We start from the raw sequence: 17,172 nt of genomic DNA, 5'->3' as shown, positions 1-17,172 counted from the left end.
TCACCCCCCAGTGAATACGACCAAAGTGAATGCGATCAAACATCAGTTCGTCGCTGGTGCGTTCGAGTCTACGCCCGTAATGTCAGGGCGGCAACAAAGATCGAATACCCGTTGAATATTCGAGATCGTCGCTGGTCAGGCCGGTAGTGTCGACCGCAGATACTCGAGGTCATCGGGGATGCCGTCGGCCGGTGTCTCGAGGATGACCGGGGCGTCGGCGGCAGCGGCCACCGCGACGAGGACCTCGGGATCGATATGTCCCGACGCGAGGTTGGCGTGCCGGTCGCGTCCGGAGTCGAACTCGTCGCGGGAGTTGTTGAGGTGCACCAGATCGATGCGGCCGGTGATCTCGCGGACGCGTTCGACGAGTCCGACGAGGTCTTCGCCGCCGGCCCACGCGTGGCAGGTGTCGAGACAGAACCCGGCCTGCTCGAAGTCGCCGACCGCCTCCCACAGACGATCGATCGCCTCGAGGGTGCGGGCCATCGCGTGGTCGCCGCCCGCGGTGTTCTCGATGAGGATCGGCACCCCGAAGCCGCCCTTGTCGACCTGGCGGTCGAAGAGCTTGCGCCAGTTGGCAAATCCCTCCGCGGAGTCCTCGCCGTCACGCAGATGGCCGCCATGCACGACGAGCCCGAAGGCCCCGAGCTCCGCGGCGGCCGCAGCCTGCTCCTCGACCGCCTTGCGGGAGGGCATGCGCAGTCGATTGTTCAGGCTGGCCACGTTGATCTGGTAACTGGAGTGCACGACGACGTCGATCGGCGAGTCGCGGATCGCCTGCGCGTCCGGCCGGGGAACCGGCTTCTTCCACTTCTGCGGATCCGTGACGAACATCTGGAACAGATCGATGCCCAGGTCCGACGCGGTGGTCAGCGGGTCGTCGTCCTCCCGCAGATGAGCTCCGATGCGCATGGCTCACAAGCCTAGTTGTCGGTGATCACCGCAGTCACGGCGACGCCGAACCCGCGACCGAGACTTCAGTCGTTGGGCTCGGTCTCGATGGTGATCGGCACCCCGGAGGCGATGAGCAGTCGGCACGGCGCCTCGGTGCTGGGGTAGAGGTTCAGCCACTGGTGGCCACCGCCGTCGGCGTAGACCGAGTCGAGTGCTCGGTCGAGGCGCGCCTCGGCCTCCTTGGTGATGATGTAGCGCTGGTCGCCGTAACGCAGGAATCTGTTCGGCATGGGGAACCTCCTGACCCGGGCTCGGCCGGTTGGTCCGAGCGTAAACGGACACACCCCGGCGATGTGACGTACGCCACTCGAGTGTAGGTCCACAGGGCCGGTCGCGTGCGACCGCCGTACTCCTTTGCGTCGGTGACAAGGGACTACGCCGCACGATGCGTCCCCGACGCCACATGTTCATTAGGCTGACTACGGGTTACGGACGGGTGATCGGGCAATGACGATGCGGGGTAGGCGTGAGTATTGACGAATCCATCGATGCGCCACGCCCAGGTGGCCGGCGCCGTGACGGCTTCGCGAAGTCCGATTCGCGCGGTGCGTCCGAACCGGGCGATACCGCCCCCGACGAGGATGAGACGGCCGAGCCGACGGGAGTGGAACCCATCCTGTCCGATCTCGCCGCCGCGGCCGAGATGGAGGCCGAACCGGCCAAGCGCCGCGACCTCACGATGGTGCGACGGATCGCGATCACCGCGTGGGTGCTGTTCATGGTCTGGCAGATCACCGTGTACGGCCTGGCATTCGACCGGACACGTCTCATCGTTCTGCTGTGTCTGGGCCTCATCGCAGCCAGCATCGGCCGGCGCAAGATCATCACCGTCCTCCTCGACTGGGCTCCGTTCGCGCTGATCCTGATGCTCTACGACTGGACGCGCAATATCGCCCAGATCATCCAGGTCCCCGTTGCCTGGCATCTGGCACCCGACGTCGACAAGGCGATTTTCGGTGTGGTGCCCACGGTGTGGCTGCAGGCTCATCTGAAGGAGCCGTCGGCACCGTGGTGGGAAGTCCTCACGAGCATCGTCTACATGTCCTTCTTCGTCGTCCCCTACGCCGTCGCGGCCGTGTTGTGGCTGCGTGATCGCGCGACCTGGCGACGCTTCGCAGCCTGCTTCATCGCAGCCACGTTCCTCGGCCTCGTCGGCTACACCTTTGTGCCCGCTGCGCCGCCGTGGGCGGCCGCCCGGTGTACCTCCGCGGAGGTCGCCGACGGGCCGCGCGAGGCGATCTGCATGACGACGCCGCAGGCCACCGAACCCGGTGGAATTCTCGGACCGATCAACCCGAGCCACGCCGACGCCGCGCCGTACGTCGAGCGAATCTCGGCGCGCGGCTGGGAGTTCCTTCACATCCATGTGGCGTCCGATCTCATCCAGATCGGTCAGGGCAAGTCGAATCTGGTCGCCGCGATCCCGTCGCTGCATGCCGGGTTGACGATGCTGCTCGCATTGTTCATGTGGCCGCGCGTCAAGGCGCTGGGTAAAACACTGTTCATGGGGTACGCCCTCGCGATGGCCTTCACCCTCGTCTATACCGCAGAGCATTACGTGTTCGACATCCTGCTCGGCTGGGCGCTCGCCGCGGCGGTCATCGCGGTGTATCAGATCATCGAACACAAGATCATCGGGCCACGCCAACGGCGCAAAGCCGCTGAAGCGGACGGTATATCGGACGAGTCCGCAGGCGCCGAGGCGCCGGCCACCTGAGTCGATGTCCATGTCGTCCGTGCGAATTCGGCATCGGCCGTGGTGGATTCGGGTCGTGATCGGTGTACTCGCCGTCGCGGTCTTGCTGATGCATGCACTGGTCACATGCTGCGGTGACCATCTCGTCGCGCGCGGCGAGATGCACGAGGTCGAACGCGGCGCGACTCCTCCGCGGCTGCCGCATGATGACGTGCCGGTGTCGATGACCACGGCGGGGGACACATCGACCGGTCACATGAGTGACGCCGGTGACTGCGTGATGGGGCACCACTGTGTCTTCGTACGCGGTGACGATGTTCCGACCCCACCGGTGATTCTCGTACTGCTCGTGTGGGGATTTGCAGCGTTGCCCGTCCTGGTCGGCATCGCGCCGGCCCTGCTCGGACATCTCGGTCGACCGCCGCCGTGGGCGCAGCCAACCCATCTGACCCTGTCGGTGATCCGCTGCTGATGGTCCTGCCCTTCGGGGCCGCATCGGACGCGCAATTCACCAACCAGACAGGAGTTTTCGGATGTACCTCACCACCACACGCAAGCTCGCCTCCGCTGCCGCCGCACTGGCAACGGCAGCGCTGATCGCATCGGCCTGCTCGTCAACCGATCCCGGGCCGGAAAGCACCGGCGCGGGCCATTCCGGGCACGGCAGTTCGGTCACCTCGGCGCCGGTCCCCTCTGCGCCGGTCACCTCTGCGCCGGGCATGTCGGCACACAATGCGGCCGACGTCATGTTCACCCAGATGATGATTCCGCATCACGAGCAGGCCGTCGCCATGGCCGACCTGGTACCCACACGGACGCAGAACGCCCAATTGCGGGCACTGGCAACACAGATCAAGAACGCCCAGCAGCCCGAGATCGACCAGATGACCGCGCGCCTGAAGTCGTGGGGTGTGGCCGTCGACGGCACCGGTCACGGCGGGCACTCGATGGATGACGGTCAGATGAGCAGCGGCGAGATGGGCGGGATGATGCCGCAGACGCAGATGGAGGCGATGGAGAAGGCCACCGGCGCGCAGTTCGACACGCTGTGGCTGCAGGGCATGATCGCCCACCACCAGGGCGCGATCGCCATGGCCGACGACGAGTTGAAGAACGGGATCAACCCCGAATCACGGGCATTGGCAACCCGGATCAAGACTTCGCAGCAGGCCGAGATCGATCAGATGAACGCGATGCTCGGGCGGTAGTACCCGATTCAGCCACGGCGCAACGGGAGTCGCATCAGGTAGACCTGATAGCCGGCGAAGATCGAATATGTGAAGTAGAGGGTCGGGCCGGATGTCGACCACGGGTGGATGAACGGCGCGTACCCCGAGTAGGGATCGTTGCGGGAGACGACGAGTTCGCCTGCCGACCACGGACCCTCGGGACGGTCCGCGGTGCGTAGCTTGACGCCGGGTTCGGTTTGCACCAGCGAGATGTACTTGCCCAGATACGAGTTCCACGCCACCGACATCTCACCGTTCTTGGGCGGCATCACCGGAGTGGCGGCCCCGGGGTTGCGCGCCACCCACCGGCCGTTCGAGAAATACTCGTAGGCACCGGCGTTCTCCATCTGTGCCGCCGGTACACGCGCCAGATAGACCGAGCCCGAACGACTGTCGGGAGTGCCGTACTGATAGACGGTGTCACCGACCTTGAGGTAGGAGGCCATCTGGAACTTGACGTCCCCGCCGGTGTTGGGGCGCTGTGGCCCGACCCGCCGCCAGGTGTTTCCGTTGTCGTCGGACCGTGCGAGGCCCGCATAGTTGGTGATCCAATGGCTGTCGCCCAACCAGTGTTTCACCGACATGAAGTTCAGGTACTGGGTGTTGCCGACCGACACCCCGGAGGTCGGGATCAGCGTGATCTCTTGGCGCAGATTGGGTTTGAGAAGGCGATTCGCGTATCCGGGCGGTCCGCTGTGACCGGTGAAGGTCATGCCGTCGGCGAGATTGTGATCGGTACTGCGCAGCAGCACATTCGAACGCCAGTGGAACAGTGACCCGTAGAGCAGGGAACGGCCGTCGAATGATTGGGTGTCGCCGAAGGCGGTGAGGATCTCGCCGCGGCCGTTGTCCCACATGACCCCGAGATCGGTGCCGACGATGTCGTATCGGCCGACGGTGTCGTTGATCGCGCCGGGCCCGGTGAGCCGCGCGACGGTGGTGCCCGACCCCGCGGCGTACGTCGCGGCCCCCGCCGGTCCGCCGAAGATTCCGCAGGCCGTGAGGGCGACCGTCGTGGCCGCGACGGCCACCGCGGTTCGTCGGTGCGATCCGATCACGCGCAGTCGATTCGACAGCTGCAGTGGGAACCGGATCATGGCGTGGACCTTAGCAAAGCTACCGGTCCGGTGTGTGCTCCCGGTCACTACAGTGGTGTGTGTCTCACGCCTCGCGGTAACGCCCGTGGAGGTCGACGCTGGTGAAATCGATCTCGGCGGCAGCGTTGTTCACCGCGGTCACCATCCCGACGCCCCACATCCCGTCGACGTCGTAGAGCCCGGCCGTCGACACCGAGATCCCGTCGTGCTCGGTGTGCGTATCGGCCTCGACGCCGATGCGCTCACCCCGCGGCAGGCGCGACAATGCCACTGTCAGATCGCAATTGATGAAGCCGATTCCCGACGAGCCCCAATTGCCGATGAGGCTCGTGGATTCCGCACTGATCGCGGCGCGGACGAACGGCGTCAGCTCGGCGCCTGCGACCGCCGGCGCGGCCCGCGTCCACACGCGCTTGCGCAGCCCGTTCTGGTGTCTGCGCATGTCGTCGTCCCAGTCGCCGACCTCGGCTGCGCCGGTGTCGGCCGCGTCGGTGTCGGCCGCGTCGGAGGAGAACCGCGGCGCGTAATCGTCGATCGGTCCGGCCGGCGGATGGAAGGTGCTCGCCTGCGCCGGCCGCTGCCAGCGCTGACCCGGCGGGTTCTGCGACTCACGGAGGAACACGGTGGTCGCCCGGGCCACGACGACCTCGGCACCGCCCTCTGAGGTGCCACTGCCGGGGGTGTCATCCGGGTACTGCACCACGTCGACCTCGGCCACCCGGATACGTCCGCCCGCGCGCAGCAGCCGCGTCCGGGTCTCGGTCGGCGCCTCCCGCGCCACCTTGAACAGGTCGATGGTGAATCGCGCGGCTCGGAAACCCGGTTCGGCGAACTCCGATTCGGCGGTGTGTGCGGCCAGCGCGCACACCGCGGGACCGTTGAGAGTGCCCGGTGCCCACAGGCTTCGGGCGTAGGGCAGTGGTGTCACCCGCCCGTCGGAATCGGGCCGGAAGAACGCGACGTCGCTCATCTGATCTGTTTACCGCTCCGTGCCATTCGCCCGACGCGCGGGGTACATCGTCGAAACGGTGACGTGAATTCTGCTGGTGTGGCGGTGCGGTGCGTAGGACATTGGACCCAACCTGGGCCGAGCACCCACCGCCGACGCCCATGACGGGATAATCTGCGGAAATGACATTCGGTGTGAACACCAAGCAATTTCCCAGCGAGATCGTCGGCGCGGTCCGCACCGCCCTGATCGTGACCTCCATCGTCGGCATCGTGCTCGGCCTCGTCGCCGTGTTCTGGCCCGGGGCCACCACTCTGGTGCTGGCGGTGCTCTTCGGCATTTCCCTGATCATCGCGGGCATCTTCCGCATCTATCAGGCGTTCGCGGCGTCGTTCCTCTCCGGCGGGGCGCGCGCGATGCTCGGCATCGTCGGCGTGCTGACGTTGGTGGTCGGTCTCATCGCATTGTTCAGCCCGGACGACGCGGTGTGGCTGCTCGCACTGTTCATCGGTATCGGCTGGATCTTCCAGGGCGTGCACGATCTGTTCGGTGCGGCGTCGGGTTCGCAGCACTCACCGACGTGGTTCCTGGTGCTCTCCGGGATCGTCTCGGTACTCGCCGGCATCGTGATGATCATCCTGGGGCAGTTCGCGGTCACCGTGGTGGTGTTCGTCGGCGGCATCATGCTCATCGTGCTGAGCATCGCCACCCTGTGCACCCTGCCCAAGAAGGTCGAAGGCGCCTGACCCCGACGCCGATTCCGACCTTCCGGCCTCACCCGAACCAGGGCGCGATCGGGTTGCCCTGCCAGCGGGTGTGGGCCGGGACCACGTCGCCGCGCATCACCAATGACGCGGGGCCGACCGTCGCCGACGTGCCGATCCCCGATGCAGGCAGGGCGACGCAGTGCGGCCCCATCGTCGCGCCGGCTTCCAGCGTGACCCGGTCGATGGCCATCACGCGATCGTGGAACAGGTGGGTCTGGACGACGCAACCACGCTCGACGGTCGCACCGTCGCCGAGTGACACCAGATCGGCCTCGGGGAGCCAATAGGTCTCGCACCAGACGCCGCGGCCGATCTTCGCGCCGAGCATCCGCAGCCACAGGTTGAGGATCGGGGTGCCGGTCGCCGCGTTCGCAAACCACGGTGCGGCAACGGTTTCCACGAAGGCGTCGGACAACTCGTTGCGCCACACGAACGAACTCCACAGCGGATGTTCGGAGACCTCGATCCGCCCGACCACGAGCCATTTCGCCGCTGCGGCGATGCAGCAGGCGGCGGCGCCGGCAACGAGCAGGATCAGTCCGCTGACCAGTCCGGCGATCACGTAATCGGCATGAAAAGCGATGTACTGCAGCCCGATCAACGTGAACAGCCCGAGCCCGAACGACACCATCACCGGGATCAGCCGCAGGGTCTCGATCACCGAACGGGCCACCTTGAGACGCCTCGGCGGATCGAAGGTGCGCGCGGTGTCGGTGTGAGCTGCGGTGCGACGCAACCGAACCGGGGGACTGCCCAGCCAGCTCGACCCGGACTTCGCACGGTCGGGGGCGGCCGAGAGTACGGCGACGAGACCGTTTTTCGGCACCTTGCGGCCCGGTCCGGCCATGCCGGAGTTGCCCAGGAACGAGCGCTTGCCGATCTTCGCGTCGTCGATGTGCAACCAGCCGCCGCCGAGTTCGTAGGAGGCGACCATGGTGTCGTCGGCCAGGAACGAGCCGTCGTCGATGGTGGTGAACTTCGGTAGGACCAGCGCCGTGGAGATCTCGGTGCCCTTGCCGACCTTGACGCCGAGAATGCGGAACCACCACGGCGTGAGCAGGCTCGCGTACAGCGGGAACAGGTACGTCCGTGCCGAATCGAGCAGCCGCTCGGTCATCCACACCTGCCAGCCCACCCGTGACCGGACCGGATGATAGCCCCTGGTCATGCCGATTGCGAGCAGGCGGACGAGCACCGCGGTGATGGTGGCGAACACGCCGAGGCTCACCAGGGTTGCCGCGGGCGTCAGGATCGCCGCCCGGGTGGCGACGTCGCGCAGCCGGTCGGCGCGCAATGCCCACGTGCCGATGATCACCAGGCCGGCGCCGAGGGAGATCAACGGGATCGCGGCGAGCAGTAGCGAAGACAAGCCGTAGACGGGGACCCAGCCCGAGGCCTTCGGCGGGCGGTGTTCGGGCCACGGATGCCCGGCGCGGCCCACCTTGATCGCCGGCGAACCGGCCCAGTGCTGTGCCTTCTTGACGCGCCCGAAGACCGCCGATCCGGGCGCGATCTCGGCGTCGCGGCCGATCACCGCCCCCGGCGCCAGGGTGGAGCGGGCCCCGACAGATGCTCCGCGTTTGATGACGATCTCGCCGATGCGGACGACGTCGCCGTCGATCCACCAGCCCGACAGATCGACCTCGGGCTCGATCGACGCGCCCTCGCCAACGGTGAGCATGCCGGTCACCGGCGGGATGGTGTGCAGGTCGACGCCACTCCCGACGGTCGCGCCCAGCGCTCGGGCCAGGTAGATCATCCACGGGGCGCCGGACATGTTCGCCGCGCCCGCGGCCTCGAGGAGACGCTCGGCCATCCACAACCGCAGGTGGACGATGCCGCCGCGCGGATAGTCGCCGGGGGTCACGCCCGCGAGCAGGGTGCGGGCGCCGGTTGCCGCGATGATCATCCGGCCCGGCGGCGTGATGAACACCAGGAAGGCGGCCACCACGACCCACCAGTTGACCTCGATCAGCCACGGCACCGACACATCGAGTTGCCGCGTCGCCCAGGCGGCGACGTTGTTGGTCACGCCCAGCCAGGTGGCCCACTGCAGCCCGGTCAGCGTGGTCATCGGCACCGACAACAGCACCTGCGCGACGCCGGTGCGCCGCGGGGTCGGGCGGACCTCGCGCTCGACGACGACGGTGGCCGGGGCGATGGCGTCGAGCATGCGGGCCAGCGAGCCGAGGCGTGGGTGGTCGTAGAGGTCGGCGACGGTGGCCTGCGGGTAGCGCTCACGCAAGGCGGTCACCAGTTGCGCCGCCGACAGCGACCCGCCGCCCTCGGTGAAGAAGTCGGCGTCGAGGCTGGTGATGTGTGCGCCGAGGACGTCGGTCCAGCGGTCGGCGAGCCACTGTTCGGTGGCGGTGAAGTCGTCGGCGTCATCGTCGTCGTCGGCGTTCGCGCCGGGCAGCGGCCACGGCAGCGCGTTGCGGTCCACCTTGCCGGAGGTCCGGGTGGGCAGTTCGTCGACGAGCGCGAGTCGCGGCACCATCGCGGCCGGCAACCGTTCGGAGAGCAGGGCGTGTGCGCGGGCGACGTCGAAGCCGGGATCGGCCGAGACGAGGTATCCGACAAGCAGGCTGTTGCCCGCCGCCGATTGCCGCACCGCCGCGGCCGCCCCGCTGACCCCCGGAAGGTGTTGCAGCGCATTGTCGATCTCGCCGAGTTCGATCCGCCGGCCGCCGACCTTGACCTGATCGTCGGCGCGGCCGACGAACACCAGGCCCGCGGCGTCGAGACGGACGAGGTCGCCGCTGCGGTAGGCGCGCTCCCAGCCCAGAGTCGGCATCGGCGCGTACTTCTCGGCGTCCTTTGCCGGATCGAGATAGTGTGCCAGGCCGACGCCGCCGATGATCAGTTCGCCGGTGTCGCCCTCGGTGACCGGCTGACCGTCGGGTCCGACGACTGCGAGATCCCAACCCGGCAGCGGCAGTCCGATACGCACCGGACCGGGCCCGCCCAGCGGTGCGGCACATGCCACCACCGTCGCCTCGGTGGGGCCGTAGGTGTTCCACACCTCGCGGCCGGGAACAGCCAGGCGCGCAGCGAGTTCCGGCGGGCACGCCTCGCCGCCGAAGATCAGCAGACGCACTGCCTCCAGCGCCTCGGGCGGCCACAGGGACGCCAGGGTCGGCACGGTGGAGACGACGGTGATGTCGCGTTGAACCAGCCACGGCCCCAGGTCCATTCCGCTGCGTACCAGTGAGCGCGGTGCCGGCACCAGACATGCCCCGTTGCGCCATGCCAGCCACATTTCCTCGCAGGACGCGTCGAAGGCCACCGAGAGGCCGGCGAGCACCCGGTCGCCCGGCCCGATGGGTTCGTCGCGCAGGAACAGCCGCGCCTCGGCGTCGACGAACGCCGCGGCGTTGCGATGGGTCACCGCAACACCTTTGGGTGTTCCGGTGGAGCCGGAGGTGAAGATGATCCACGCGTCGTCGGTGGGGGTGGGACGTGAGTTATCGGCTGCGGTAACGATATTCGCGGTCTCGGTGGCCTGTTCGTCCGCGTTCGGCCGAGTGCCCGCCGGATGAATGCCGTCGGCGTCGACGAGCGCATCGATCGCCGCTTCACCGAAGACCAGCTCGGCGCGTTCGTCGGGATCGTCGGCGTCGACGGGAACGTAGGCCGCGCCGGCGTAGAGCGTCGAGAGGATCGCCGTGTAGAGGTCACGGGAGCCCGATGGCATCCGGATGCCGACACGCCCGCCTCGTCGGACCCCGGCCGCGGCCAGCCGGTCCGCGCCCCGCCGGACGACCGCCCGCAACTGTGCGTAGCTGTACACGCGGTCGCCGTCATCGATCGCGGCGGCGTCGGGATGGCGAGCGGCGGTCGCGTCGAGAATGTCACACAGTGTTCGCGGGTCGCTGGCCTGCGACGACAGCAGATACTGCGCCGGTATCTCCACACTCACCACCGTTGTCTCGACATGGAACGAGCAATATATCCCGCGAACGTGGTGAGTTGCGGGGGACACGGGTGAACGTCAGGTGTCGATCGTCACCGATTCCCCGACCGGGGTGAGTCCGCACTCAAAGCCCGGCCATCGGCCGGAACCGATCCTCATCCAGGTGTAGGTTCACTTACACATGGGTCTCGTTCACGTAACGACACGTCCACGAAGTCTCCGAGGCCCCTGAGACCGGCAGCAGGAGGTTTTGTCATGCCGATCGTTGCACACCGCACGCCCAGCCGGCTGTCCTATCCGATCTGGATCGGTAGCCGGCTGTTTCTGAAGCCGCTGCTCACGCTGTGGCCGCTGAACCGGCCGGGTATGGCGGGTCTGTTCCTCATCGACCGCATGTTCGCCGTCGGAAAGAAGCCGCACGGAGTGGTGCGTGAGCAGGCCGAACTCGGCGATCGCCCGGCCGAGGTGGTCGTGCCGACGGGCCCGTCACGACGCGACGCCGACACGGCGATCCTCTACCTGCACGGTGGGGCGTTCGTGGTGGGCGGCCTCGGCACCCACCGGTCGATCGCGGCGCGGCTGTCGCGGGCATGCGAACTGCCGGTGTTCTCCCTGGTCTACCGTCAGTTGCCCGCCGCCGGGGTGGGTGCCTCGGTGGCCGACGCGATGGCGGCCTACCGGGAGTTGCTCACCGAGCGCGGGTATCGCCGCGTGATCGTCGCCGGGGATTCCGCGGGCGGCTTCCTCGCCGCCAAGGTCGTCGAGGGTGCGGCCGCGCAGTCGCTGCCGGCCCCGGCCGCGGTGATCGGGTTCTCGCCGCTGCTCGACCTCGAGCTGGGTGACAATCCGGACCGCAGCAGCCGCTGCGACGCCTACATCCCGCGGTCGGCGATGATCCGGCTCGCCCCGCACTTCTTCGGTGGGCCGGTGGCCTTCACCGGCGTGCGTCGCATCGGTGACCTCGACCTGCACGACTTCCCGCCGACCCTCTTGTTCACCGCGGAGAACGAACTGCTCGAGCCGGACGCCGTCGCGCTGGTGGAGGGCCTCGACGAAGTCGGGGTGACCGCGCAGGTCCACAGCTATTCGTGGCAGATTCACGCGTTCCCGGTCTTCGATTTCCGTCACCGGGAGACACTGGAGGCCATTGAGGCATCGGCCGAATTCACCGGCCGCGTGATCAGAGAGGCCAAGAACGCTGACGACCGAGAGAACAAGCGGGCCGGATGAGGGACGGGACGCCGGAGGCGACGTCTACGGTCCCGACGGCGTGAGATCGCCCGCGCCGCCACCCGGTGCACCCGACGCGCGGTTCACCCTTGCCGCCGAGCGGACGCTGCTCGCCTGGATCCGGACTGCGCTGGGTTTCCTGGCCGGCGGGGTCGCCATCGTCTATGTGGCGCCCGACGTCTCTGATCACGACTTCGAGACGGTCCTCGGACTGCTGATGGTGGCGCTCGGGTGTGTGATCGTGATCCTCGGCACGTGGCGGTGGCGTCAGACCGACAAGGCGCTGCGTACGGGCGGCGCGATGCCGGGGTCGTCGCAGGTGTTGGTGGTCGTCACTGCCATAGTGGTGGTGGCGGTGGCCATCGCGGTGGCGATCGTCATCCAGAACTGAGCAGCCCGAACAACCCAGGATCAGGAGGGTCGGCGTCCGATGACCGATCATCACTTCCAGAGCGCCGCGCAGGGCTTCTCGCGCGCCATGGTGACCATCGGGGCGATCATCGTGATGGTCTGCGTCGGCTTCCTCACCTACATGTGGTGGCAGGACGGCCGGTGGCTGTGGGTGACGCTGGGCATCGTGCTGATCGTGGTCAACATCGTCATGCTGATCATGACCTACCGCAAAGCGCGGCTTACGCCGCCGCCGGCGTCACACGACGACGCCGACGACGAGTAGCCCCGGTTACGCCCCCGCCGGGCAGCACTGCGTCTGGTCCCCGCCCGCCACCCGATCATCGTCGTCGGCGAACTGGGTGCGGTAGAGCTGCGCGTACCGTCCGCCCTTCGCGAGAAGCGTTGGGTGATCGCCCCGTTCGACGATGCGTCCGTCTTCGACGACGGCGATCTGGTCGGCGGCACGGATCGTCGAGAGCCGGTGCGCGATGACGATCGACGTGCGCCCGGTCAATGCCTCGCCGAGTGCCTCGGCGACCGCGGCCTCCGACGTCGAGTCCAGATGGGCGGTGGCCTCGTCGAGGATCACCACCGACGGCTTGGCAAGCAACAGCCGCGCGATCGTCAACCGTTGACGCTCACCGCCGGAAAGCCGGTAGCCGCGTTCGCCGACCACCGTGTCGAGACCTTCCGGCAACGATGCGACGAGATCGTCGAGGCGGGCCCGTCGCAGCGCCTCCCAGATCTCCTCATCAGACGCCTCCGGCTGGGCCAGAACGAGATTGGCGCGAACCGTGTCGTGGAACAGGTGGCCGTCCTGGGTGACCAGGCCGACGGTGCGGTGGACGGTCGTCGCCGTGAGATCGCGCAGATCGACGCCGTTGAGGCGGATGGCACCCGAGTCGACGTCATAGAGGCGGGTCGCCAGCGACGCGATGGTCGACTTGCCGGCACCGGAACTGCCGACGAGGGCGACCATCCCGCCGGCCGGGACGTCGAGATCGATGTCGTGCAGCACGGTCTTTCCGCCCCGGTTGTCCAGGTGCGCAACCTCTTCCAGTGAGGCCAACGACACCTTGTCGGCGGCCGGGTAGGCGAACGAGACGTCGTCGAACCGGACCGATACCCCGCGTTCGGGATGGGGTACCGGAACGGCGTCGGGCTTGTCGACGATGAGCGGTTCGAGGTCGAGCACCTCGAAGACCCGCTCGAAACTGACCAGGGCACTCATGATCTCGACGCGCGCATTCGCCAGGGCGGTCAGCGGCGCGTACATCCGGGTCAGCAACAGCGCCAGGGCGACGACGGCGCCCGCGGACAGATGCTGATGCACCGCGAGCCACCCACCGAGCCCGTACACCAGCGCCAGCGCCAGCGCCGACACGAGCGTCAGGGCCGTCATGAACACCGCCTGCAGCATGGCGCGGCGAACCCCGATGTCGCGCACTCGATCTGCGCGCTCGGCGAACTCCGTCGACTCCTGCTCGGGCCGCCCGAAGAGCTTGATCAGCGTCGCGCCTGGCGCGGAGAACCGTTCGGTCATCTGCGTCGACATCCGGGCGTTGTGTTCGGCCGCCTCGCGCGACAGCGCGGCCATCCGCCGGCCCAGGCGCCGCGCGGGAATGACGAAGACCGGCAACAGGATCAGTGCCAGCACGGTGATCTGCCAGCTGATCGCGATCATCACGCCCAGCGTCAGAATCAGCGTCACCACGTTGGACACCACGCCCGAGAGGGTGTCGCTGAACGCGCGCTGCGCGCCGATGACGTCGTTGTTGAGTCGGCTCACCAGTGCCCCGGTGCGGGTCCGGGTGAAGAACGCCACCGGCATCCGCTGCACGTGGTCGAAGACCGCGCGGCGCAGATCCAGGATCAGGCCCTCACCGATGTTCGCCGACAGCCAGCGGGTGCCGATGCCCGCGGCCGCCTCGGCCACGGCGATCACCGCGATCAGCACCGCGAGGCCGACGATGGTGCCGCCCGAGCCGTGCCCGCTGATCAGGTTCACCACCCGGCCGGCCAGGACCGGCGTCACGACGGTCAGCACCGCGGTGCACACCGACAGCGCCAGGAACACCACGATGCGCAGCCGGTGTGGTCGGGCGAAGGTCATGATGCGACGCAATGTGCTGCGCCGATCGCCGCGCAGTTGCTTGTTGGATGGCGCCGACGAGGACTTGTACATCATGTCCCAGGCGACGGACTGCATACTCATGGCGGCCAGCATAGAACCTCAAGTGAACTTGAGGTCCAATCGTGGCGATCGCACCGAGCGGTTGACGGATGTGCCGCCAGGTGAACCATTCGGCAACGTCTATGCCTGCGAACCTTGCCGACCATCCCCAAGCGCACCTGAGTAGGTTGGACACCAGAGCGATCATTCGGTCCGTCGTCCGCCGGTGCGTCCGGCAGTGAGGTGAAGCCATGGCACAGCAACTCAAACTCGGATACAAGGCATCGGCCGAGCAGTTCGATCCCCGCGAGCTGGTGGAGATCGCAGTGGCGGCCGAGGAACACGGCCTCGATTCGGTCGCGGTGAGCGATCACTTCCAGCCGTGGCGGCACAACGGCGGACATGCGCCGTTCTCGCTGGCGTGGATGGCCGCGGTCGGCGAGCGCACCAAGCGCGTCCAGATCGGCACGTCGGTCCTCACCCCGACGTTCCGCTACAACCCGGCGGTCATCGCGCAGGCCTTCGCGTCGATGGGCTGCATGTACCCCGGACGGATCATGCTCGGCGTCGGCACCGGTGAGGCGCTCAACGAGTACGCGACCGGCTTCCAGGGGGAGTGGCCGGAGTTCAAGGAGCGGTTCGCGCGGCTGCGCGAGTCCATCGCGTTGATGCGCGAACTGTGGACCGGCGAGGAGGTCAACTTCGACGGCGAGTACTACCACACCAAGGGGGCGTACATGTATGACGTTCCCGAACGATCCATTCCGGTGTATGTGGCCGCGGGTGGGCCGGTGGTCGCGCGCTATGCCGGACGCGCCGGCGACGGCTTCATCTGCACCTCCGGCAAGGGTGCGGAGCTCTACACCGAGAAGCTGATCCCCGCAGTCAAGGAGGGTGCGCAGAAAGCCGAGCGGGACTTCGCGAAGATCGACCGGATGATCGAGATCAAGATCTCCTACGATCCGGATCCGCAACTGGCGCTGGAGAACACGCGTTTCTGGGCACCGCTGTCGCTGACCGCCGACCAGAAGAACAGCGTCAACTCGTCGACCGAGATGGAACGCCTCGCCGACGAGATCCCCATCGAGCAGGTCGCCAAGCGCTGGATCGTGGCCTCCGACCCCGACGAGGCGGTCGAGAAGATCAAGTTCTACACCGACGCCGGACTCAACCACCTGGTCTTTCACGCACCCGGCCACGATCAGGACCGCTTCCTCTCCAACTTCGAGAAGGACCTCGCCCCGCGGCTGCGCAAACTGACCGTGGCGGAGTAGCTCGGATCGGTCCCGGTGATGGGTGGCGCGTGCGTTAGCACACGCCACCGACAGAAAGCCGTAGTGGCCGCGGCACCGAAACAGGTTGTCCACAAGCAGTATTCGGTACACAGGTGGTGCGACTTCTGCGTGCCGTTGTCCGTGGATGTGTGTACTCTGGAGTCATCGCAAGATCATCCAGGGGGGAATCCATGATCGACGCCACCACACATTCCGCGGAGCTTTCGGCTGAGTTGTTCGCGGGTCTCATCGCAGCGCTCGACAACCGTACGTTCCGCGCGGACATCGGTTCGCGGGAGGCGTTCGCGGCGATGCAGCAACTGATCATCTTGCGCAACAAGGTCGACCACCTTGCGGCGAGGGTGACCGGCGAGTTCGATCGCCTCAAAATGACCGCTCCCCAAGGCCGTTCCGTGCGACAACTGTTGATCACCATGGGATTGGCCCCGGCCGTTGCTGGCCGACTTGTTCGCGTCGGAACCGCCACGGATATCGACGGTCTGCGTATCCACACCGTGGATGGTGCGATATCCCTCGACCACGCCGACGCCATTGTTCTCGGACTCACCCATATCGACTCCCGCGCCGGCGAACCTGTCACCCCCGAAGAGCGTCGCGATCACACCCGCGCGTTGGTGTCGCAGGCGCTGTCGGGGATGAGTCCCGCCGAAATCGGTAAGCACGCACGCCAACTCGGCAATCTGCTGGCCGACGACACCGGCGGCACACCGGCTGCCGAAGACAAGACCGTCAACGAACTCGGCTACCACAAGACCAGCGACGGACGCCTCGATGTGCGTGCCAACCTCGATGCGGTTGCCGGGGAGAAACTCCACAGTCTCGTCGAGAGTTTGTCCGCGCCAAAGCCGCAGCCCGACGGATCACTGGATCCGCGATCTGCCGATCGTAAGCGCGCCGACGCTCTCGAAACCATCCTGGAGCTCGCCGAGAAGGGCCTCGCCGACGAGACCGTGTCGTGTAAACCCACCGGCGGTGTGCTGCTGACGATTCCTGCTGATGCCCCGAAACTTTCCGCGCTCGAGTTCATGGGATCGGTCACGCCTGCGACCGCGAAAACACTGAGGTGTGATGCCGGGGTCACCGTGGTGATCGTCGACGGCGAGCAGGTGCCGCTGAACGTCGGACGCGAGAAGCGCCTGTTCACTCCGGCACAACGAAAAGCGTTGCTGATCAGGGACGAATGCTGCATAAAGTGTGGTGCGCCGGCATCGCGGACGCAAGCCCACCATTTGCGGCATTGGGCTGACGGCGGGGCCACGGACCTCGACAACGGGTGCCTCCTGTGCACCAGCTGCCACCACGACGTCCATGACCTCGGCTGGGATGTCGTGATGGGGTTCGATCGGCACCCATGGTTGGTCCCGCCCGCGGGTGTCGACCCGAAGCGACGACCGTTACCTGCCTACAACCGGCGCACCCTGCACCTCGACGACGCTGCCTGAAGCTGACCGTCTGACACCAGCCACCTGAAACAGG

15 protein-coding genes are annotated in these 17,172 nt (G+C 67.1%); 9 read left to right on the top strand and 6 right to left on the bottom strand.

Going from position 1 to position 17,172, the window contains the following annotated elements:
• Nucleotides 1-135: 135 nt before the first annotated feature.
• Complete coding sequence (locus ACPXB3_RS17725; RefSeq protein WP_425704439.1) at nucleotides 136-912, bottom strand: deoxyribonuclease IV; 777 nt, start codon at nucleotides 910-912, stop codon at nucleotides 136-138.
• A 65-nt stretch (nucleotides 913-977) separates the two neighbouring features.
• Nucleotides 978-1,184: a hypothetical protein gene (locus tag ACPXB3_RS17720; protein WP_425704438.1), complete on the bottom strand. Its 207-nt coding sequence runs from the start codon at nucleotides 1,182-1,184 to the stop codon at nucleotides 978-980.
• A 236-nt stretch (nucleotides 1,185-1,420) separates the two neighbouring features.
• On the opposite strand from ACPXB3_RS17720, the gene ACPXB3_RS17715 reads away from it, so the two are divergent.
• The 3 genes from ACPXB3_RS17715 to ACPXB3_RS17705 all read left to right on the top strand — a co-directional run bounded on the left by ACPXB3_RS17715 (nucleotide 1,421) and on the right by ACPXB3_RS17705 (nucleotide 3,858).
• Nucleotides 1,421-2,671, top strand: coding sequence for a phosphatase PAP2 family protein (locus ACPXB3_RS17715; RefSeq protein ID WP_425728812.1), 1,251 nt, complete (start codon nucleotides 1,421-1,423; stop codon nucleotides 2,669-2,671).
• Nucleotides 2,672-2,675: 4 nt separating this feature from the next.
• Nucleotides 2,676-3,122 (top strand): hypothetical protein, encoded by a 447-nt coding sequence (locus tag ACPXB3_RS17710; RefSeq protein WP_425728810.1) that lies wholly within the window; start codon nucleotides 2,676-2,678, stop codon nucleotides 3,120-3,122.
• A gap of 61 nt (nucleotides 3,123-3,183) precedes the next feature.
• Nucleotides 3,184-3,858 (top strand): DUF305 domain-containing protein, encoded by a 675-nt coding sequence (locus ACPXB3_RS17705; protein ID WP_425728808.1) that lies wholly within the window; start codon nucleotides 3,184-3,186, stop codon nucleotides 3,856-3,858.
• An 8-nt stretch (nucleotides 3,859-3,866) separates the two neighbouring features.
• Here ACPXB3_RS17705 and ACPXB3_RS17700 read toward each other — a convergent pair whose 3' ends face one another.
• Both ACPXB3_RS17700 and ACPXB3_RS17695 read right to left on the bottom strand, forming a co-directional pair.
• Nucleotides 3,867-4,910, bottom strand: a complete 1,044-nt coding sequence (locus ACPXB3_RS17700) for a DUF4185 domain-containing protein (RefSeq protein WP_425704464.1) — start codon at nucleotides 4,908-4,910, stop codon at nucleotides 3,867-3,869.
• Between the two features lie 130 nt (nucleotides 4,911-5,040).
• Entirely contained in the window at nucleotides 5,041-5,946 is a 906-nt protein-coding gene (locus tag ACPXB3_RS17695) for an acyl-CoA thioesterase domain-containing protein (protein ID WP_425728806.1), read from the bottom strand.
• Between the two features lie 161 nt (nucleotides 5,947-6,107).
• On the opposite strand from ACPXB3_RS17695, the gene ACPXB3_RS17690 reads away from it, so the two are divergent.
• Entirely contained in the window at nucleotides 6,108-6,671 is a 564-nt protein-coding gene (locus ACPXB3_RS17690; RefSeq protein ID WP_425704433.1) for an HdeD family acid-resistance protein, read from the top strand.
• Between the two features lie 28 nt (nucleotides 6,672-6,699).
• Here ACPXB3_RS17690 and ACPXB3_RS17685 read toward each other — a convergent pair whose 3' ends face one another.
• Nucleotides 6,700-10,614 (bottom strand): Pls/PosA family non-ribosomal peptide synthetase, encoded by a 3,915-nt coding sequence (locus tag ACPXB3_RS17685; protein ID WP_425728804.1) that lies wholly within the window; start codon nucleotides 10,612-10,614, stop codon nucleotides 6,700-6,702.
• Between the two features lie 246 nt (nucleotides 10,615-10,860).
• On the opposite strand from ACPXB3_RS17685, the gene ACPXB3_RS17680 reads away from it, so the two are divergent.
• The 3 genes from ACPXB3_RS17680 to ACPXB3_RS17670 are packed head-to-tail and all read left to right on the top strand — an operon-like array spanning nucleotide 10,861 to nucleotide 12,511.
• Nucleotides 10,861-11,835 carry an alpha/beta hydrolase gene (locus ACPXB3_RS17680; RefSeq protein WP_425728802.1) on the top strand — a complete coding sequence of 325 codons (975 nt, stop codon included), beginning with the start codon at nucleotides 10,861-10,863 and terminating at the stop codon, nucleotides 11,833-11,835.
• Nucleotides 11,836-11,875: 40 nt separating this feature from the next.
• On the top strand, nucleotides 11,876-12,226 hold the full coding sequence (locus ACPXB3_RS17675) for a YidH family protein (protein ID WP_425704430.1): 351 nt from the start codon (nucleotides 11,876-11,878) through the stop codon (nucleotides 12,224-12,226).
• 39 nt (nucleotides 12,227-12,265) lie between these two features.
• Nucleotides 12,266-12,511, top strand: coding sequence for a hypothetical protein (locus ACPXB3_RS17670; RefSeq protein WP_425728800.1), 246 nt, complete (start codon nucleotides 12,266-12,268; stop codon nucleotides 12,509-12,511).
• A gap of 6 nt (nucleotides 12,512-12,517) precedes the next feature.
• Here ACPXB3_RS17670 and ACPXB3_RS17665 read toward each other — a convergent pair whose 3' ends face one another.
• Nucleotides 12,518-14,443, bottom strand: coding sequence for an ABC transporter ATP-binding protein (locus ACPXB3_RS17665; RefSeq protein ID WP_425728798.1), 1,926 nt, complete (start codon nucleotides 14,441-14,443; stop codon nucleotides 12,518-12,520).
• 209 nt (nucleotides 14,444-14,652) lie between these two features.
• Here ACPXB3_RS17665 and fgd point away from each other — a divergent pair, with 209 nt between their 5' ends.
• Together fgd and ACPXB3_RS17655 are read left to right on the top strand one after the other, a co-directional pair.
• Complete coding sequence (gene fgd, locus ACPXB3_RS17660; protein WP_425728796.1) at nucleotides 14,653-15,675, top strand: glucose-6-phosphate dehydrogenase (coenzyme-F420); 1,023 nt, start codon at nucleotides 14,653-14,655, stop codon at nucleotides 15,673-15,675.
• Between the two features lie 191 nt (nucleotides 15,676-15,866).
• A complete protein-coding gene (locus tag ACPXB3_RS17655; protein WP_425728794.1) occupies nucleotides 15,867-17,138 on the top strand; it encodes a DUF222 domain-containing protein in 1,272 nt (423 codons plus the stop codon).
• Nucleotides 17,139-17,172 lie beyond the last annotated feature (34 nt).

Origin of the sequence: Gordonia sp. DT219 (assembly GCF_049847065.1) — a bacterium.
In the GTDB taxonomy this organism is placed as follows: Bacteria; Actinomycetota; Actinomycetes; order Mycobacteriales; family Mycobacteriaceae; genus Gordonia.
The sequence above is the reverse complement of the archived record's forward strand: the minus strand, read 5'-3'. Positions and strand labels throughout refer to the sequence as shown.